The following is a 13,861-nucleotide window of genomic DNA, read 5'->3' on the forward strand; positions in this document are numbered from 1 at the left end:
GCCGTGCGGAGGTCGTGAGGGCATCGGCCCGGGCGTGAGGATTCCGTGAGGATCGCGGCCGGAGGGTCGCTCACGAGCGTTGGATCGCCTCCGGTGCCTCGGGCATCCGCGTTCGACTGCGAACGCGTCGGCCACGGCAACGGAGTGATCCTGATGCTCGACATCATCGTCGTCGCGAGCGTGCTCGCCCTCTTCGCCCTCCTCGGGCTCCTCGTGCGGGGGGTCGAGCGCCTGTGATCGTCTTCGAGATCCTCAGCGCGATCCTCGCGGTGGGTGCCATCTGCCTGCTCGTCGCCGCGCTGCTGCGCCCGGAGCGGTTCTGATGGCCGACGTCGGCGGCCAGTGGGCCGTCGCCATCGCATCCCTCGCCACGGTGCTCGTCGCGCTCGCGCTCGTGCACAGACCGCTCGGCGACGCCATGGCGTGGGTCTACACCTCGGCGAGGGACTGGCGCGTCGAGCGCGCCATCTACAAGGTCATCGGCGTCGACTCGTCGTCGGAGCAGACCTGGACCGCGTACGCGCGCTCGCTGCTGTCCTTCTCGCTCGTGAGCGTGCTCGCCGTCTACCTGCTGCAGCGCACCCAGGAGCTGCTGCCGGCCTCGCTCGGGCTTCCCGCAGTCGGCGAGCTGCTGTCGTTCAACACGGCGGTGTCGTTCACGACGAACACCAACTGGCAGTCCTACTCCCCCGAGCAGACGCTGGGATACACGGTGCAGCTCGCGGGGCTCGTGACGCAGAACTTCGTGTCGGCAGCGGTCGGCATGGCCGTCGCGGTCGCACTCGTGCGCGGCTTCGCATCGCGACGCTCCGGCACGATCGGCAACTTCTGGGTCGACCTCACCCGCGGCTCGCTGCGCATCCTCATGCCGCTGTCGCTCCTGGGCGCGCTCGCCCTGCTCGCCGGCGGCGTCATCCAGAACTTCGCGGGCTTCCAGGAGACCACCACCCTCGCCGGACTCACCCAGCTGCTGCCTGGCGGGCCCGTCGCGTCGCAGGAGTCGATTCGCCTGATCGGCACCAACGGCGGCGGCTTCTTCAACGCGAACTCGGCGCATCCGTTCGAGAACCCCACCGGATGGACGAGCATGCTGCAGGTCGTCCTGCTGCTGCTCATCCCCTCCGCGATGCCGCGCATGCTCGGCACGATGCTCGGCGATCGCCGACAGGGATACGCGATCCTCGCGGCCATGACGACCCTCTACCTCGCTGCGTGGACGGCTGCGACGGCGTTCGAGCTCGCAGGCGGAGGCACGGCGACGCAGCTCGCGGGCGCCGCGATGGAGGGCAAGGAGACCCGCTTCGGCATCCCCGCGTCCGTGCTGTTCGCGGTCTCGACGACCGGCACCTCCACGGGTGCCGTCAACTCGATGCACGACTCGTACACGCCCCTGGGCGGCATGGTCCCGCTCGTGAACATGATGCTCGGCGAGGTCTCGCCAGGCGGCGTCGGTGCTGGCCTCTACGGCATCCTCGTCATGGCGATCATCGCGGTGTTCGTCGCCGGCCTCCTGGTCGGACGCACCCCGGAGTACCTGGGGAAGAAGATCACGGCGCGCGAGATGCAGCTCGCCGCGCTCTCCATCCTCACGACGCCCGCGCTGCTGCTCGGCGGCGTCGCCCTGTCGCTCGGGCTGCCGGGCGTGCGCGACGACGTGATCGCCACGTCGATCTGGAACCCCGGCCCCCACGGCGTCACCGAGCTGCTCTACGCCTTCGCGTCCGCCTCGAACAACAACGGCTCCGCCTTCGCGGGCCTCACGGCGAACACGGACTGGCTCAACGCCGCGCTCGGCGTCGCGATGCTGCTTGGCCGCTTCGTGCCGATCGTCCTCGTCCTCGCCCTCGCCGGCTCGTTCGCGAAGCAGGACGTCGTGCCCGCGACCACGGGCACCCTCCCCACGCACCGCCCGCAGTTCGTCGGACTGCTCGTCGGCGTCATCATCCTCGTGACCGCGCTCACCTACTTCCCGGTGCTCGCCCTCGGTCCGCTCGCAGAAGGGCTCTCGCTCTGATGTCCACCACCACCGTCCCCGCACCGCAGGCCTCTGGCTCCGCCGACGCACCGGAACGGGCCGCGCGCGCGGTCCTCGACTGGTCGCAGGTGCGCCAGGCGCTGCCCGGCGCCGTCCGCAGGCTCGACCCCCGTCACCTGTGGCACTCCCCCGTCATGCTCATCGTGTGGGTCGGCGCCGTGCTCACGACGCTCCTGGCCGTCGCCGAGCCGTTCCTCGGCGGGCCTGCCCGGTCGGCGGGCTCCGACGTGCCCGTGGCCTTCACGGCCCTCATCGCGCTCTGGCTGTGGCTGACGGTGCTGTTCGCGAACTTCGCCGAGGCCATCGCGGAGGGGCGAGGGAAGGCGCAGGCAGACAGCCTCCGCGCCACGCGCACGAGCACCATGGCCAGCCGACTCGATGCCTACGACGCAGCGCGCGACGCGGGCGCGACCGACGCCGAGACCACGGCCGTCGCATCGAACGACCTGCGGCTCGGCGACCACGTCGTCATCACCGCAGGCGAGCTCATCCCCGGCGACGGCGACGTCGTCTGGGGTGTCGCGTCCGTCGACGAGTCGGCCATCACCGGCGAGTCCGCACCCGTCATCCGCGAGTCCGGCGGCGACCGCAGCGCCGTCACGGGCGGCACGCGCGTGCTCTCGGACCGCATCGTCGTGCGCATCACGGCCAAGCCGGGCGAGACGTTCGTCGACCGCATGATCTCGCTCGTCGAGGGTGCGGCTCGGCAGAAGACGCCGAACGAGATCGCGCTCGACATCCTGCTGGCCTCGTTGTCGATCGTCTTCGTCATCGTGACGCTCACGATCAACCCCGTCGCCGCCTACGTCGCGAGCCCCGTCTCCATCGCCGTGCTCGTCGCGCTGCTCGTCTGCCTCATCCCCACGACGATCGGCGCGCTGCTGAGCGCGATCGGCATCGCAGGCATGGACCGGCTCGTGCAGCGCGGCGTCCTCGCGATGTCGGGCCGCGCCGTCGAGGCCGCTGGCGACGTCACGACCCTGCTGCTCGACAAGACCGGCACCATCACGTACGGCAACCGTCGCGCATCCGACGTCGTCCCGCTCGCCGGCGTCGAACGGACCGAGCTGCTGGGACTCGCCGCGATCTCCTCGCTCGCGGACCCCACCCCCGAGGGGCAGTCGATCGTCGACCTGGCCCGCGAGGAGGGCATGGAGGTGCGCGAGCACCGTGACGGCGAGATCGTGCCGTTCACCGCCGAGACCCGCATGTCCGGCCTCGACCGGGCGGACGGCACGCGCATCCGCAAGGGAGCCGTGTCTGCCGTGCAGGCGTGGCTCGCGGCAGAGGGCTCGCCGCTCGACGCGGCCGGCGTGCGCGAGCTCGAGACGACGACCGACGCCATCTCGCAGTCGGGCGGCACACCCCTGGTCGTCGCCGTCGCACCCCGGGGCGAGCGTGCGCGCGCGCTCGGCGTCGTCCACCTCAAGGACATCGTGAAGGAGGGCCTCGCCGAGCGCTTCGCGGAGCTGCGAGCCATGGGCATCCGCACCGTCATGATCACGGGCGACAACCCGCTCACCGCGGCCGCGATCGCGAAGGAGGCCGGCGTGGACGACCATCTCGCCGAGGCGACGCCCGAGGACAAGCTCGCCCTCATCCGCACGGAGCAGGCGGGCGGCAACCTCGTCGCGATGACCGGCGACGGCACGAACGACGCGCCCGCGCTCGCGCAGGCCGACGTCGGCGTCGCCATGCAGTCGGGCACGTCGGCGGCGAAGGAGGCCGGCAACATGGTCGACCTCGACTCCGACCCGACGAAGCTCATCGACGTCGTGCGCATCGGCAAGCAGCTGCTCATCACCCGCGGTGCGCTCACGACGTTCTCGATCGCGAACGACGTCGCGAAGTACTTCGCGATCATCCCCGCGATGTTCATGGGCGTCTTCCCCGGGCTCGCAGCCCTCAACGTCATGGGACTCCACTCCCCGGCATCGGCGGTGCTGTCGGCGGTGATCTTCAACGCGATCGTCATCGTGCTGCTCATCCCGCTCGCGCTGCGCGGCGTGCGCTACCGCCCGGTGTCGGCCTCGAGGCTGCTCGGCCGCAACCTCCTCGTCTACGGCGTCGGCGGACTCGTCGCGCCGTTCGTCGGCATCTGGCTCATCGACCTCGTCGTGCGCCTCATCCCCGGATTCTGAATCGAGACATCATGGCAACCACCAGGACCACCGTGCGCACCCTCTGGGTGTCCGTGCGGGCGATCGCGCTCTTCACGATCGTCACCGGCGTGCTCTACACGCTCGTCGTCACCGGCATCGGCCAGCTCGTCATGCCGTCGCAGGCGAACGGCTCGCTCGTGCGCGACGACGAGGGCCACGTCGTCGGCTCCTCCCTCATCGGCCAGCCGTTCACGGACGCCGACGGCGCCCCGCTCGTCGACTCCTTCCAGCCCCGCCCGTCTGCTGCGGGCGACGGCTACGACGGGCAGGCGTCCTCCGGGTCCAACCACGGCTCCGAGCATCCCGACCTCATCGCTGCCGTCGAGGAGCGACGCGAGCAGGTCTCCGAGTTCAACGACGTGCCGATCGAGGACGTCCCAGCGGATGCCGTGACGGCATCGGCATCGGGACTCGACCCGCACATCTCGCCCGAGTACGCTGCGATCCAGGTGCGGCGCGTCGCCGAGGCCCGCGGCCTCGACGTCGATGCGGTCCGCGCACTCGTGGACGAGCACACGACCGAGCCGCTCGCCGGATACGTCGGCGCCGCGACCGTGAACGTGCTGGAGCTCAACCTGGCACTCGACGAGCTGGAGGGCTGAGATGGCACGGGGGCGGCTGCGCGTGCTGCTGGGCGCCGCCCCCGGCGTCGGCAAGACGTACGCGATGCTCGAGGAGGGCAGGCGACTGAGCCTCGAGGGGGCCGACGTCGTCGTCGCGCTCGTCGAGACGCACGGCCGCGCCGCGACGGCCGCGATGATCGACGGGCTCGAGGTCGTGCCGCGCGCCGAGACGGCGCACCGAGGCATGCGGCTCGAGGAGATGGACCTGGACGCGGTGCTCGCCAGAGCGCCCGGCGTCGCGCTCGTCGACGAGCTCGCGCACACGAACGCCCCCGGCAGCCGCAATGACAAGCGCTGGCAGGACGTGCACGACCTGCTCGCTGCGGGCATCGACGTCGTCTCGACCGTGAACATCCAGCACATCGAGTCGCTCCACGACGTCGTGCAGCGCATCACCGGCATCGTGCAGCGCGAGACGATCCCCGATCGCGTGCTGCGCGAGGCCGACACGGTCGAGGTCGTCGACCTGTCGCCGCAGGCGCTGCGCGACCGCCTCGCCGGCGGGCGCATCTACCCGGCGGAGCGGATCGACGCCGCGCTGTCGAACTACTTCCGGCTCGGCAACCTCACCGCCCTGCGCGAGCTCGCGCTGCTGTGGCTCGCCGACGAGGTCGACCAGGCGCTGCAGCGCTACCGCGCCGAGCAGGGCATCGACACGCCGTGGGAGGCGCGCGAACGCGTCGTCGTGACCCTCACGGGAGGCCGAGAGGGCGACACCCTGCTGCGGCGCGGCGCGCGCATCGCCTCCCGATCCTCCGGCGGCGAGCTGCTCGCCGTGCACGTGACGACGCAGGACGGGCTGCGCGCAGGCGACCCCGAGGCCCTCGCCAGGCAGCGCGCGCTCGTCGAGCAGCTGGGCGGCAGCTACCACCAGGTGGTCGGCGACGACGTCCCAGAGGCGCTCGTCGGCTTCGCGAGGGCCGTGAACGCGACGCAGCTCGTCATCGGCGCCTCCCGGCGCAGCAGGCTGCAGGCGGCGCTCACGGGCCCCGGCATCGGGCAGACCGTCATCGCCAAGGCCGGCACGATCGACGTGCACGTCATCACCCACGACGCCGCCGCGGCCGGCCGCTCGCGCGCGCGCCTGCCGCGACTCGGCGGCGCGCTGTCGCTCCGACGCCGCGTCGCCGGATTCGCCGTCGCCGTCGCCGTGGGACCGCTCCTGGCATGGGGGCTGTGGACGCTGCGCAGCCCCGAGTCGATCACGTCCGACGTGCTCGCCTTCCAGCTGCTCGTCGTCGTCGTCGCGCTCATCGGCGGCGTGTGGCCCGCCGTCTTCGCCGCGATCATGAGCGGGCTCACCCTCAACGTCCTGTTCGTCGCGCCGTACTACACCGTGACGATCCAGGATCCCGCGCAGGCATGGGCGCTCGGCCTCTACGTCGTGATCGCCGTGCTCGTGAGCATCGTCGTCGACCAGGCAGCGCGCAAGACGCGGCACGCCCGCCGCGCCGCGGCCGAGTCCGAGCTGGTCGCGGCCGTCGCAGGCAGCGTGCTGCGCGGCACCGGCGCGGTGCAGGCGCTCGTCGACCGCACCCGCGAGGCCTTCTCGCTCGACGGCGTCGCGCTCGTGGATGCAGGGACCACGACCGCTCGCGCAGGCTCGCTCGTGGGCACGCCCACGAGCATCCCCGTCGGAGGGGACGCGACGCTCGCGCTGCACGGTCGCGACCTCGACGCGGGCGAGCGACGACTGCTGTCGGTCATCGTCGCGCAGCTCGAGGCCGCGCTCGAGCGCGACGACCTCGTCGAGGTCGCGAGCGAGGTCGCGCCCCTCGCCGCGACCGACAAGGTGCGCACCGCACTGCTCGCGGCGCTGAGCCACGACCTGAGACGTCCGCTCGCGGCAGCCGGGGCCGCGGTCGGCGGGCTCCGCGCAGCCGGCGACCGCCTGTCGGCATCCGATCGTGCCGAGCTGCTCGCGACCGCCGAGGAGTCGCTCGACGCCCTCACGACCCTCCTCACCGACCTCCTCGACGTCTCGCGCGCGCAAGCGGGGGTGCTCGCGGTGTCGAGCGTCGCCGTCGACCCCGCCGACGTCGTGCTGCCCGCGCTCGAGGAGCTCTCGCTCGCACCCCACGACGTCGAGCTCGACCTCGATCGCGAGGGCACGCTCGTCGCCGCCGACCCCGTGCTGCTGCAGCGCGTCGTCGTCAACCTCGTGGCGAACGCGCAGCGTCACGCGCCGGAGGGCACGCGCGTGCGCATCGCGACGAGCGCGTTCGGCGGCCACGTCGAGCTGCGCGTCGTCGACCACGGCCCCGGCATCCCCGCGGAGCGCAGAGACGACGTGTTCGTGCCGTTCCAACGCCTCGGCGACACCGACAACGCCACGGGCCTCGGCCTCGGCCTCGCCCTCTCGCGCGGATTCGCCGAGGGCATGGGTGGCAGGCTCGACGCCGAGGACACCCCCGGCGGCGGGCTCACGATGGTCGTCACGCTCCGCGCGGTCGCCGGAGACGGCGCGGACGGGAGGGGCGCATGAGGATCCTCATCGCCGACGACGACCCGCAGATGCTGCGCGCGCTGCGCATCACGCTCGGCGCGAAGGGCTACGACGTCGTGACGGCGGGCGACGGCGGCGAGGCCGTCGCCGTCGCGATCGACACCCACCCAGACCTCGTGATGCTCGACCTCGGCATGCCGAGGCTCGACGGGGTCGAGGTCATCGCCGCGCTGCGCGGCTGGTCGACGACGCCGATCCTCGTCGTCTCCGGCCGCACGGGTGCCGCCGACAAGGTCGAGGCCCTCGATGCGGGCGCCGACGACTACGTGACGAAGCCGTTCCAGATCGACGAGCTGCTCGCGCGCATCCGCGCCCTGACCCGGCGCATCCCCGCGCAGGAGACCGACCCCGTCGTGGCGTTCGCCGACGTCGTCGTCGACCTCGCCGCGCGCACCGCCACGAAGTCCGGCGTGCCCGTGCGACTCACGCCCACCGAGTGGTCGATGCTCGGCATGCTGCTGCGCAGCCCCTCGCGCCTCGTCACGCGGCAGGCGCTGCTCGAGGAGGTGTGGGGCATGCGGCACGTGCGCGACACCGGCTCGCTGCGACTGTACGCGTCGCAGCTGCGCAAGAAGCTCGAGCCCGAGCCCTCGCATCCGCGCCACCTGCTCACCGAGGCGGGCATGGGATACCGCTTCGAGCCCGGATCCGTCGACCCCGGCGCATCGGCACCCCACGACGTGCCAGGCTCGCAGTCATGAGCCGAACCATCCTCGTCACGGGCGCCTCCGACGGCATCGGCGCCGTCGCGGCACGCCGACTCGCCGCCGACGGGCACCGGGTGCTCGTCGCCGGACGCGACGCAGCGCGCACGGCTGCCGTCGCCGCCGACATCGGCGGCGACGCCTTCGTGGCCGACCTCGCCAGGCTCGACGACGTGCGCGCCCTCGCCGCCGACGTGCTCGCCGCGACCGACGGGCGGCTCGACGTGCTCGTGAGCAACGCGGGCGGCATCCTCGGACGCCGGCGGCTGACGGTCGACGGCAACGAGGCGACGCTGCAGGTCAATCACCTCTCGCCGTTCCTCCTCACGCACCTGCTGCGCGACGCGCTGCGCGCCGGCGACGGTCTCGTCGTGCAGACGGCGAGCGCCGCGCACCAGTGGGCGCGGCTCGACGTCGCCGACCTCACGATGCACCGTGGCTACTCGCCTGCGAAGGCGTACGGCAACGCGAAGCTCGCCAACGTGCTCTTCGCTCGCGGCGTGGAGGCGCACCTGCCGGGCATCCACGCCGTCGCCTTCCACCCCGGCGTCGTCGCGACGTCGTTCGGCTCCGACTCCACGAGCGCGCTGCGCTGGATCTACCGCGGCGTGCTGCGCCGACTCCTCACGACCGACACGTACGCGGGCGAGACGCTCGCGATGCTCGCGGAGGGCTCCCCCGGCGCCGAATGGACCCCGGGCGTGTCGTGGGATCCCGGTGCGTACTACGACCAGCGCAGGCTCGGCAGGGCCTCGCGACGCGCCCACGACACGGGCCTCGTCGACGCACTGTGGCAGGCCAGCGAGGCCGCCGTGGGACTTCGTCGCGGCGTGGGGGCTGCGGAAGAGGCCCGAGACGCGTAGGCTGGTGTCACGGGCCCGGCTCCTTGGGTCCGCTTCGAGGGCCATTCGCCGGCGTCGTCCGGCAGCGTCGATGGCTGTCGCTGCAGATTCCGCGACGCCCGACCATCCGCCCACCACCAGCCGCGACCGCGGCTCCCACAGACTCGCTCGTGCACCCGCACGGGCGGACCCGCATCGAAATTGCATCGCTGCGAGACCCGGTCGGCACTCGCCGACCAACGACAAACGAAGGAATGACGACATGGCCACCGGCACCGTCAAGTGGTTCAGCTCTGAGAAGGGCTTCGGCTTCATCGCTCCCGAGGACGGCTCCGCCGACCTCTTCGCGCACTTCAGCGCGATCGAGGGCTCGGGCCGCCGCGACCTGTACGACGGCCAGGCCGTGGAGTTCGACGTCGAGCAGGGCCAGCGCGGCCTGCAGGCGACGAACATCCGCGCGCTCTAGCCAGCACAGCACGACAGCGGGCTCGCACCTTCGGGTGCGGGCCCGCTTCGTCGTGCGCGGGGCCTTCGGTGCCGCTATGCCGCGCGGCGCAGCAGCACGACGGCGTCGTCGAGCGTCGCGCGAGAGCCGTCCGGCGCCTCGACGGGGCGCGTGCGCACCTCGGCGACGACGACCGTCCACGCGTCGCCGAGCGCGAGCTCGTCGACGATCTGCTCCGGCGAGGGCAGCTCGTCGTGCCCGTGGCGCATCGCAGGCGGCGCCCACGACGGCACCGCCGCGTGCGCGACGACGAGCACGTGACCGCCGACGGCGACGTGCTCGGCCATCCTGCGCACGATGGCGCCGCGATCGAGGAGCACGGGCGACTGCAGGAAGCTCCCCGCGACGAGTTCGACCTCGGCATCGGGCTCCCAGGTCGCGAGGTCCGCTGCGATCGTGCGGACGCGCTCGCCGACCCCTGCACGCTGCGCTGCCTGCGCCGCGCGCCGCGCCGCCGTCGGCGCGATGTCGACCCCCGTCGCGTGCCAGCCGTGCTCGGCGAGCCACACGAGGTCGCCGCCCTCGCCGCTGCCGAGATCGAGCGCTCGTCCCGGTGCCAGCTCGCGGACGACCTCGACCATCGCAGCGTTCGCGCGACCCGACCAGTGCCTGCGGTGGGCGTAGCGGTCCTCCCAGTAGGCGTCGGGCTCGACCGCAGGCGCGGCGACCTCGTCGCGCGCCTGCACGGCGAGCGCCTCGGCGGCGTCGAGGCCGACGAGCGCCGCGTTGACGCCTGCGCCCGCCATCGAGCCGGTGCCCATCGACAGCGGCACGTTGCCGAACGGCACGACGACGTTGCCGGCAGCGAAGACGCGCGGATGGCTCGTCGCACCGAGCTGGTCGACGGCGAGGGTGCTGCCCGCGGGCCCGTCGACGCGCGCGAGCCCCAGGTGGCGGACGGCGTCGTCGTGCGGCACGAGCGTGCCACCCGTGAAGATGGCGTCGACGGCGTGCTCCTCGCCGTCGACGGTGCGCACCGCCGCGATCGCCGCGCCCTCGCCGAGCACGGCCGCGACCTCGGCGCCGACGACGCGGATGCCGCGCGCTCGCATGCGCGACAGCGCCTCGGCGGGCAGCTCGCCCGCGGCGTGCACGAACGCGACGACGTCGTCGCTCCACTGCCGCAGCAGCTCGATCTGATGCAGGCTCGCCGCGCTCGTGGCGAGCACGCCGATCGTGCGATCGCGCACCTCCCAGCCGTGGCAGTACGGGCAGTGCAGCACCGTGGCGCCCCACCGTTCCTGCAGGCCCGGGATCGGCGGCAGATCGTCGGCGACCCCCGTCGCGAGCACGACGGCGCGTGCGACGATCGTCGATCCGTCCGCGAGGGTGGCTGCCACGTCGCCGACGGCGCCGGAGGACTGCACCGCGGGTGCGTCGATGCGCACGACGTCGCCCTGACGCACCTCGACGCCGTAGGCGGCGACCTCGGCTCGTCCTCGCTCGAGCAGCGCGGCTGGGTCGATGCCGTCGTGGCCGAGCACGCCGTGCATGTGGGAGGCGAAGCGGTTGCGGGGGCTGCCGGCGTCGAGCACGAGGGTGCGGCGGCGGGCGCGGCCGAGCATGAGCGCGGCCGAGAGGCCTGCGGCTCCTCCACCGATGACGAGGGCGTCGTAGCGATCTTCCATGCCTCCCACCCTCGGGCTCGGCATGACAGGATGGCAAGCATGCTTGCCAGATCGGCAAGCCGAGGAGGTGCGCGATGGATGCGCTCGATCAGGTCGGCGCGCGACTCCGTGCCGCACGCCAGGCCCGCGGGTGGACCCTCGACGACCTCGCAGGCCGCGTCCGCATGTCGCCGAGCACGCTCTCGCGCCTCGAGTCGGGCAAGCGGCAGGCATCGCTCGAGCTGCTGCTGCCCCTCACGACCGAGCTCGGCATCCGCCTCGACGACCTCGTCACGCGCGAGCAGCCCGACCCACGCGTCCGCCGGCCCGTCGAGCGTCGCGACGGACTGGTGCTCGCTCCCCTGTCGCGCGAGCGATCGAAGGTGCAGGCGCTCAAGGTGACGTACCTGCCGGAGCACGAATGCGGCGAGCCGCGCGTGCACGAGGGCTACGAGTGGCTCTACGTGCTCTCCGGCAGGCTGCGGCTCGTGCTCGGCGACCGGGAGCTCGTGCTCACGCGCGGCGAGGCCGCCGAGTTCGACACGTCGGTGCCCCACTCCATGACGGCGGTCGGCAGCCGGCCCGCCGAGGTGCTGAGCATCTTCGACGAGACGGGCGCGCGCATGCAGACGCACACCGCCGACGCGTGAGTCGAGCCCGCAGCGGCCGCCTCGCGACACGCCGGATGCAGGGCGCGTTCATCTGCGCGACACGCGCAGTGCATAGGTTCGGGGTACTTCCCATCCACCGAGAGGACCCCATGCCCGCTCGCAGACGCGTCGCCGCCACCGCGGCGCTCGCCATCGCAGCCCTCCTCGCAGCACCCGCGGCAGCCGTCGCAGCGCCACCGCCCGGCGGCGTCACGCTCACGCTGATGGCCACGACCGACGTGCACGGCCACGTCACCGACTGGGACTACTTCCAGGACCGGCCGTACGCGGCCGAGGACGCGCTGGGCCTCGCCCGCATCGGCACCGCGATCGACGAGGTGCGCGCCGAGCAGGGCGAGGACTCCGTCGTCGTCGTCGACAACGGCGACGCCCTGCAGGGCACGCCGCTGACGTACCTCTACGGCTACGGCGACCAGCGCGAGTCGGTGCTGGGCGGCGCCGTCGAGCATCCGATGGCGCAGGCGTTCGACGCGATCGGCACCGACGTGCAGGTCGTCGGCAACCACGAGTACAACTACGGGCTCGACCTGCTCGCCGCATACGACGAGGACCTCGATGCTCCGCTGCTGGGCGCGAACGTCATCGACGTCGCCACGGGCGAGCCCTACCACCAGCCCTACGAGGTCGTCGAGCGCGTCATCGACGGGCAGACCGTGCGCGTCGGCGTGCTCGGGCTCGTCACGCCCGGCGTGCGCGTGTGGGACCGCCAGCACGTCGAGGGCGTGCTCGAGTTCCAGGACATGGTCACGGCAGCGCAGCAGTGGGTGCCGCAGGTCGCTGCGGAGTCCGACGTCGTCGTCGTGCTCGCCCACACCGGCCAGGGCACCGTGCCGAACGACGGCTACGACCCGACGCTGCTGCCGGAGGACGTCGCGAACAACATCGCCACGATGGTGCCGGGCATCGACGTGCTCGTCGCCGGCCACAGCCATCGCGACGAGCCGCAGACCATCCTCACGAACACCGCAGGCGAGCAGGTGCTCATCACGCAGCCCGCGTACTGGGGCACGTCGGTGAGCGAGGTCACGCTCGAGCTCGCACCCACGACCGACGGGTTCGAGGTGTCGTGGGACGAGGGGTTCGCACCCGTCGTCACGCCCCACTACGGCCGTGACATCCCCGTCGAGTCGCCTGCGGTGCTTGCGGCGACCGACGAGGCTCACGAGGCGGCGGTCACCTACGTGAACACGCGCGTCGCGGACTCGACGCAGGCTCTGCCGGCGGCGACGTCGCGCTACGAGGACACCGCGATCATCGACTTCATCAACCAGATCCAGCTCGAGACGGTCGATGCCGCGCTCGAGGGCACCGAATGGGCGGGCACGACGGTGATCTCGCAGGCGTCGCCGTTCTCGCGCACGGCGCAGTTCCCGCAGGGCGAGGTGACGATCCGCGACATCGCAGGGCTCTACATCTACGAGAACACTCTCACGGGCGTGCAGCTCACGGGTGCGCAGCTGCGCGAGTACCTCGAGTTCTCGGCCCGCTACTTCGTGCAGACCGAGGTGGGTGCCGCGTTCGACCCCGCCACGGGCACGAACGCCGCCTACCCGGACCGGCCGGAGGGCGTGCCGGACTACAACTACGACGTCATCGCAGGCCTCGACTACGTGATCGACGTGTCGCAGCCGGTCGGCTCGCGCATCGTGGGCCTCGCGCACCCCGACGGCACGCCCGTCGCCGACGACGACGCGTTCGTGATGGCGGTCAACAACTACCGTCAGTCGGGCGGCGGCGGCTACCCGCACGTCGCAGCCGCACCCGTCGTGTACGACGAGCGCGTCGAGATCCGCCAGCTGCTCATCGACTGGGCGAGCGTCAACGACCCGATCGACCCGGCCGACTTCTTCGTCGAGAACTGGTCGCTCACGACCGACGCGCAGGTCGACCCGACGGATCCCCCCGTCGACCCGGGCCCCACCGACCCGGCGCCGAGCGAGCCCGCGCCGTCGGACCCCGCGCCGTCGGATCCCGCGACGCCCGGCCCTTCGGACGGTGCGGGAGCGGGCGACGAGGTCTCCCCCGGTGCGGGCTCGGGCTCGCTGCCGCAGACCGGCGCCGCGGCGACGGCACCGTGGATCGTCGTGACGGCGTCGCTCCTGCTCGCGCTCGGCGGTGCGCTGCTCGCGCGGCGACGGATGCGCGTGCGGCGCTGACGCACGACGATGCACCGACGGCGGCGGGCCGGATGCGCAGGCATCCGGCC

The 13,861-nt window shown here is 72.5% G+C and carries 12 protein-coding genes; 11 read left to right on the forward strand and 1 reads right to left on the reverse strand.

Annotated elements, in window-relative coordinates:
* Nucleotides 1–93 precede the first annotated feature (93 nt).
* The 9 genes from ACZ6H8_RS06340 (at nucleotide 94) to ACZ6H8_RS06380 (ending at nucleotide 9,338) form a co-directional block, all read left to right on the forward strand.
* Nucleotides 94–237, forward strand: coding sequence for a hypothetical protein (locus ACZ6H8_RS06340; RefSeq protein WP_464145593.1), 144 nt, complete (start codon nucleotides 94–96; stop codon nucleotides 235–237).
* A complete protein-coding gene (locus ACZ6H8_RS06345; RefSeq protein WP_464145595.1) occupies nucleotides 234–323 on the forward strand; it encodes a potassium-transporting ATPase subunit F in 90 nt (29 codons plus the stop codon). The genes ACZ6H8_RS06340 and ACZ6H8_RS06345 overlap by 4 nt, the downstream gene beginning before the upstream one ends.
* Nucleotides 323–2,014, forward strand: coding sequence for a potassium-transporting ATPase subunit KdpA (gene kdpA, locus ACZ6H8_RS06350; RefSeq protein ID WP_464145597.1), 1,692 nt, complete (start codon nucleotides 323–325; stop codon nucleotides 2,012–2,014). Before ACZ6H8_RS06345 ends, kdpA begins: the two co-directional genes overlap by 1 nt.
* Nucleotides 2,014–4,176 (forward strand): potassium-transporting ATPase subunit KdpB, encoded by a 2,163-nt coding sequence (gene kdpB / locus ACZ6H8_RS06355; RefSeq protein ID WP_464145599.1) that lies wholly within the window; start codon nucleotides 2,014–2,016, stop codon nucleotides 4,174–4,176. The genes kdpA and kdpB overlap by 1 nt, the downstream gene beginning before the upstream one ends.
* An 11-nt stretch (nucleotides 4,177–4,187) precedes the next feature.
* Complete coding sequence (kdpC, locus tag ACZ6H8_RS06360; protein ID WP_464145600.1) at nucleotides 4,188–4,799, forward strand: potassium-transporting ATPase subunit KdpC; 612 nt, start codon at nucleotides 4,188–4,190, stop codon at nucleotides 4,797–4,799.
* 1 nt (nucleotide 4,800) lies between these two features.
* A complete protein-coding gene (locus ACZ6H8_RS06365) occupies nucleotides 4,801–7,305 on the forward strand; it encodes an ATP-binding protein (RefSeq protein WP_464145601.1) in 2,505 nt (834 codons plus the stop codon).
* Nucleotides 7,302–8,027, forward strand: coding sequence for a response regulator transcription factor (locus ACZ6H8_RS06370; protein ID WP_464145602.1), 726 nt, complete (start codon nucleotides 7,302–7,304; stop codon nucleotides 8,025–8,027). The genes ACZ6H8_RS06365 and ACZ6H8_RS06370 overlap by 4 nt, the downstream gene beginning before the upstream one ends.
* On the forward strand, nucleotides 8,024–8,893 hold the full coding sequence (locus tag ACZ6H8_RS06375) for an SDR family NAD(P)-dependent oxidoreductase (RefSeq protein ID WP_464145604.1): 870 nt from the start codon (nucleotides 8,024–8,026) through the stop codon (nucleotides 8,891–8,893). Before ACZ6H8_RS06370 ends, ACZ6H8_RS06375 begins: the two co-directional genes overlap by 4 nt.
* 241 nt (nucleotides 8,894–9,134) lie before the next feature.
* Nucleotides 9,135–9,338 (forward strand): cold-shock protein, encoded by a 204-nt coding sequence (locus ACZ6H8_RS06380; RefSeq protein WP_464145606.1) that lies wholly within the window; start codon nucleotides 9,135–9,137, stop codon nucleotides 9,336–9,338.
* A 74-nt stretch (nucleotides 9,339–9,412) separates the two neighbouring features.
* Here the strand turns inward: ACZ6H8_RS06380 and ACZ6H8_RS06385 are convergent, their stop codons facing one another.
* Nucleotides 9,413–11,005, reverse strand: coding sequence for an FAD-dependent oxidoreductase (locus ACZ6H8_RS06385; RefSeq protein ID WP_464145608.1), 1,593 nt, complete (start codon nucleotides 11,003–11,005; stop codon nucleotides 9,413–9,415).
* A gap of 74 nt (nucleotides 11,006–11,079) precedes the next feature.
* On the opposite strand from ACZ6H8_RS06385, the gene ACZ6H8_RS06390 reads away from it, so the two are divergent.
* On the forward strand, nucleotides 11,080–11,634 hold the full coding sequence (locus ACZ6H8_RS06390) for an XRE family transcriptional regulator (RefSeq protein WP_464145610.1): 555 nt from the start codon (nucleotides 11,080–11,082) through the stop codon (nucleotides 11,632–11,634).
* A 110-nt stretch (nucleotides 11,635–11,744) separates the two neighbouring features.
* Nucleotides 11,745–13,811: a bifunctional metallophosphatase/5'-nucleotidase gene (locus ACZ6H8_RS06395; protein WP_464145612.1), complete on the forward strand. Its 2,067-nt coding sequence runs from the start codon at nucleotides 11,745–11,747 to the stop codon at nucleotides 13,809–13,811.
* Nucleotides 13,812–13,861: the final 50 nt, after the last annotated feature.

The sequence above is a fragment of the Agrococcus sp. AC640b genome, assembly GCF_979255995.1.

Bases quoted from the DNA above. Each gene is read 5' to 3' on its own strand.
- ACZ6H8_RS06380 (WP_464145606.1), top strand. From the start codon at position 9,135: ATGGCCACCGGCACCGTCAAGTGGTTCAGCTCTGAGAAGGGCTTCGGC.
- ACZ6H8_RS06365 (WP_464145601.1), top strand. From the start codon at position 4,801: ATGGCACGGGGGCGGCTGCGCGTGCTGCTGGGCGCCGCCCCCGGCGTC.
- ACZ6H8_RS06375 (WP_464145604.1), top strand. From the start codon at position 8,024: ATGAGCCGAACCATCCTCGTCACGGGCGCCTCCGACGGCATCGGCGCC.
- kdpC (WP_464145600.1), top strand. From the start codon at position 4,188: ATGGCAACCACCAGGACCACCGTGCGCACCCTCTGGGTGTCCGTGCGG.
- ACZ6H8_RS06385 (WP_464145608.1), bottom strand. From the start codon at position 11,005: ATGGAAGATCGCTACGACGCCCTCGTCATCGGTGGAGGAGCCGCAGGC.
- ACZ6H8_RS06395 (WP_464145612.1), top strand. From the start codon at position 11,745: ATGCCCGCTCGCAGACGCGTCGCCGCCACCGCGGCGCTCGCCATCGCA.
- kdpA (WP_464145597.1), top strand. From the start codon at position 323: ATGGCCGACGTCGGCGGCCAGTGGGCCGTCGCCATCGCATCCCTCGCC.
- kdpB (WP_464145599.1), top strand. From the start codon at position 2,014: ATGTCCACCACCACCGTCCCCGCACCGCAGGCCTCTGGCTCCGCCGAC.
- ACZ6H8_RS06390 (WP_464145610.1), top strand. From the start codon at position 11,080: ATGGATGCGCTCGATCAGGTCGGCGCGCGACTCCGTGCCGCACGCCAG.
- ACZ6H8_RS06370 (WP_464145602.1), top strand. From the start codon at position 7,302: ATGAGGATCCTCATCGCCGACGACGACCCGCAGATGCTGCGCGCGCTG.